This window comes from Blautia sp. ZXY-1-B12 (assembly GCF_056339915.1).
This window is the reverse complement of the sequence record NZ_JBWJVP010000136.1, coordinates 1-3,506: the sequence shown is the minus strand read 5'-3', so window position 1 is coordinate 3,506 and position 3,506 is coordinate 1. Positions and strand designations below refer to the sequence as shown.

The window sequence follows — 3,506 nt, the reverse complement described above, 5'->3', positions numbered from 1 at the left end:
CAATGGTATTCCTGCATGGATATGGACAGTCACGTATGTGCTGGATGACAACTCCGGACGGAAGAGAAGGATGGGCAGAAATGTTTCTCAGAGATGGACATAGTGTCTATCTTGTAGATGAACCAAGACGAGGAGAAGCAGGACAGACATCTGTAAGCGGTACGATCAGTACAAAAACTCTGGATCAGCGCTGGTATACACAGTTTCGTATCGGACGCTGGGAAGATGGAAAATCAGTACCAAAACGAAGGTTCCCAGTTCCCTAATGATGATAATTCTGTAGATCAGTTTTTCCGTCAGATGACTCCGGATACAGGAATGACTTCTGATATGGGTGGAGATTTTGATAATGATGTAGTTGCCCAGGCACTGGCCGCTACAGTAGATGAAGTATATGAAAGATCAGGAAAAGACTCTATCCTTGTAACTCATTCACAGGGTGGCGGTCCAGGCTGGACAGCTGCTAAATATACCGATCATATTGCAGCGATTGTAGCAATCGAACCAGGCGGAGCACCATCATCAGATTCAGAAGATTACCAGACAGTCCTCGAAAAGAAAATACCAATTACTATGTATTTTGGGGATTATATTGATAATGGTGATACTGCAATCCAGGCAACAGGTATGTGGCAGGGAATGCGCCAGGCATGTTACGATTTTGCAGATGCCTATACAAAAGCAGGCGGAAACTGTACTGTAGTCGATCTTCCGAAAGAGGGCATTACAGGAAATGATCATTTTATGTTCCAGGATCTGAATAATGATGTGATCCAGGAACATATTGAAAACTGGATACAAGAAAATGTAGAAGCATAAGTAAAGGAGAGGACAAAAATGAAAGCAAAAAAAATAATTTCAGTTATTCTTACAGGTATTGTAGCAGCAAGTATGCTTGCAGGATGCGGCAGCAGTTCCAGGAGTCAGACAGATAACACAGAAAGTTCTTCTCAGAATGAGGCTAGCAGTTCTTCTGCAAGTGAAACAGCAGATGCAACGGAGGATTCTGAAAATACAGAAACAACTGAAAGTACGGATACATCTGAAAACACAGAAACACCTACACCAACAGAAACCGATGATTCCTCTGAAACAGCTGTTGCAGATGATACGGAAGCTACCGGAAAAACTCTGGTTGTATATTATTCTGCAACAGGAACTACTGAAGGAGTTGCACAGACAATCGCAGATGCAACAGGCGGTGATTTATTCGAAATCCAGCCGGTGGAACCTTATACAGATGATGAGCTGGACTGGACAAATGATGATAGTCGTGTATCCAGAGAACATGATGATGAAAGTTTAAGAGATGTAGATCTGGTATCCACATCTGTAGATAACTGGGATTCTTATGACACTGTATTCATTGGTTATCCAATCTGGTGGGGAATCGCAGCATGGCCGGTAGACGGATTTGTAGAAGCAAATGACTTTACAGGGAAAGCGGTAATCCCATTCTGTACAGCAGCTTCTTCCGGCATCGGTGACAGTGGAAATCTCCTCGAAGAGATGGCCGGAACCGGAAACTGGTTGGAAGGCAAGAGATTAGACAGAGGAATTTCTGAAGACGAAGTGAAAGACTGGATCAGTGATCTTGGAATTTCTTCTGTAGAAAACTAAAACGAGACAACACATTTGACAGCAAACACTTTCAGAACCACTTAACCGCAGATAAATAAAATATATGAAAGAGCAAAAGAGATATCTGCTGATCGATGGAATTCGTGGATTGGCGATTGTAAATATGGTGGCATTTCATTTTTTATATGATGTAAATGAAATTTGGAATATAAACAGTCACTGGTATGAAGAAAAAAGCATTCATATCTGGCCGCAGCCACTTTTCACTTTTCTTGAAGAATATGATTTTTCAGGAAAAACAATTATTCCTTTTAATTCACACGGAGGAAGCGGATTCTCCAACACAATTGAAGAAATAAAAGAACTTCAGCCAGATGCCAACATCAGTGATGAGGGCTTGAGTATTTCCAGAGACAAGGTAGCTGACAGTGTACAGGATGTAACAGACTGGGCAAAAAGTCTTGATCTATCAGAGAAATAGAGGTCAGAACAGTAAGAAGTTTCGCAAATAAATAATTTTAAGGGGAACAGACATGAGTAAAAGAATTTTAGGAAGGGATTTAGAGGTATCTTCCATCGGGCTTGGCTGTATGGGGATGAGTCATGCTTATGGAAGACCATCAGATAAAACCGAAGCGAAGAATCTTCTTGCAAAAGCTGTCGATTTAGGATATACAATGTTTGACACCGCAGAAGTGTATGGTACTGCCGAGTATCCGCATCATAATGAAACACTTTTGGGAGAAATCCTGAAACCGTATCGAAATCAGATTAAAATTGCTACTAAAGGTGGTTTGCATTTTGACGAAAATTCAACAGTTGTAAACAAAAATCTGGTTCCAGACAGCCGACCGGAAGTGCTAAAAAAATCCGTAGAAGATTCTTTACAGAGACTTCAGATGAATCATCTGGATCTCTATTATATCCATCGTGTGGATCCAACAATTCCTATCGAAGAAACAGCAGGTGTAATGAAAGAACTGATCGATCAGGGAAAGATTACACACTGGGGAATTTCAGAAGCTACAGAGGAAATCATTCGAAGAGCGCACAAAGTCTGCCCGCTTACAGCGGTACAGAATCGTTATTCTATGATGTACAGAAATTACGAATCATTGTTTCCGGTACTGAAAGAACTACAGATTGGTTTCGTGGCTTTTTCTCCATTGGCAAATGGTTTTCTGACCTGCAGATATGATGAGTATTCTACTTTTGAAAAGAGTACAGATTACAGAAGCATTATGCCGCAGTTTTCTTCCGCAGGAATTGTAGAAAATCAGAAGCTTATAGAATGGCTGAAAATTATAGCAGCAGAAAAAAATGCTACTCCGGCTCAGATTTCTCTGGCGTGGATGCTGGCAAAAAATCCGTTTCTTGTACCAATTCCGGGAACAAGAAATCTGAAACGTCTGACAGAAAATATTCTGGCAGAATCCATTCATCTGTCAGTAGAAGAAGTCACAGAAATTGATGATATGCTTGAACATATTCCGATGTCTCAGGTATTTGGTGGTTCAAAAGTCAAAAAATAATATTCCACCCGAATGTCTGAGAAAGATGTTCGGGTGTTTACATATAACCGACAGGAGATGATCACACTATGAAAAATAAAAAACAAATGGCAGCAGTTCTGTTATCTGCAATACTTGGAATCACTGCAAATTCATGGTTTGTACAGGCAGACAGCAGTGTAATCCAGGATGATCAAACAGGAGCCAGACAACGAAGCACCCGATTCAGATAAAGTTACAGAAGGTACAGATGCAGTACCAAAGGTTTTCTGTTGGATAATGTCCTGCATTCAAGTGAAGAGGGAGATATTCATTATAATGTCTATATCCCGGATAGTTATGATGGAAGTAAGCCATATGCTTTTATTCTTTACACTTCCAGGCTATGAAGGATTGTACTTTCAAGGCGTAGGG

The 3,506-nt window shown here is 40.7% G+C and carries 5 protein-coding genes and 1 pseudogene; all 6 read left to right on the top strand.

The annotated features are described in order from the left end of the window. Positions 1-266, top strand: a pseudogene (locus AC075L_RS07425) (hypothetical protein); the annotation flags it as partial. After that, a complete protein-coding gene (locus AC075L_RS07420; RefSeq protein WP_476387466.1) occupies positions 226-819 on the top strand; it encodes an alpha/beta hydrolase family protein in 594 nt (197 codons plus the stop codon). The pseudogene AC075L_RS07425 and the gene AC075L_RS07420, both read left to right, overlap by 41 nt. 18 nt (positions 820-837) lie before the next feature. Beyond that, the gene (locus AC075L_RS07415; RefSeq protein ID WP_118409432.1) at positions 838-1,620 is read left to right on the top strand and encodes a flavodoxin; all 783 of its coding nucleotides are present in this window, start codon (positions 838-840) and stop codon (positions 1,618-1,620) included. A 64-nt stretch (positions 1,621-1,684) separates the two neighbouring features. Next, positions 1,685-2,062: a flavodoxin gene (locus AC075L_RS07410; RefSeq protein ID WP_118409431.1), complete on the top strand. Its 378-nt coding sequence runs from the start codon at positions 1,685-1,687 to the stop codon at positions 2,060-2,062. 52 nt (positions 2,063-2,114) lie between these two features. Then, a complete protein-coding gene (locus AC075L_RS07405) occupies positions 2,115-3,113 on the top strand; it encodes an aldo/keto reductase (protein WP_118409430.1) in 999 nt (332 codons plus the stop codon). A 68-nt stretch (positions 3,114-3,181) separates the two neighbouring features. Beyond that, positions 3,182-3,325, top strand: a complete 144-nt coding sequence (locus tag AC075L_RS07400) for a hypothetical protein (protein WP_476387465.1) — start codon at positions 3,182-3,184, stop codon at positions 3,323-3,325. Positions 3,326-3,506: the final 181 nt, after the last annotated feature.